Below are 245 nucleotides of genomic sequence, written 5' to 3' on the forward strand. Positions count from 1 at the left end.
GGTGACCGTGATTACAGGCCCGATCACGCGGATGGCGATCAACGCCGTGCCGTACCTGTTGCCGCTGCTGTTACAGATCGGTTTCGGGCTGACGCCGTTCCAGTCCGGTTTGCTGCAGCTCGCGAGTGCGCTCGGCAATCTCGGCATGAAGGCGGGAACCACGTGGATCCTCGACCGCTTCGGTTTCCGGCGCGTCGCGCTCGCCGACGTGACGCACGTCGGCATCTTCATGATCGTATGCGGCT

General features: G+C 63.7%; 1 pseudogene. It reads left to right on the plus strand.

The window, feature by feature from the left end:
- A pseudogene (locus KVT39_RS37170) lies at positions 1-245 on the plus strand (MFS transporter); the annotation flags it as partial.

Origin of the sequence: Burkholderia sp. GbtcB21 (assembly GCF_019091065.1) — a bacterium.
In the GTDB taxonomy this organism is placed as follows: Bacteria; Pseudomonadota; Gammaproteobacteria; order Burkholderiales; family Burkholderiaceae; genus Burkholderia; species Burkholderia pyrrocinia_C.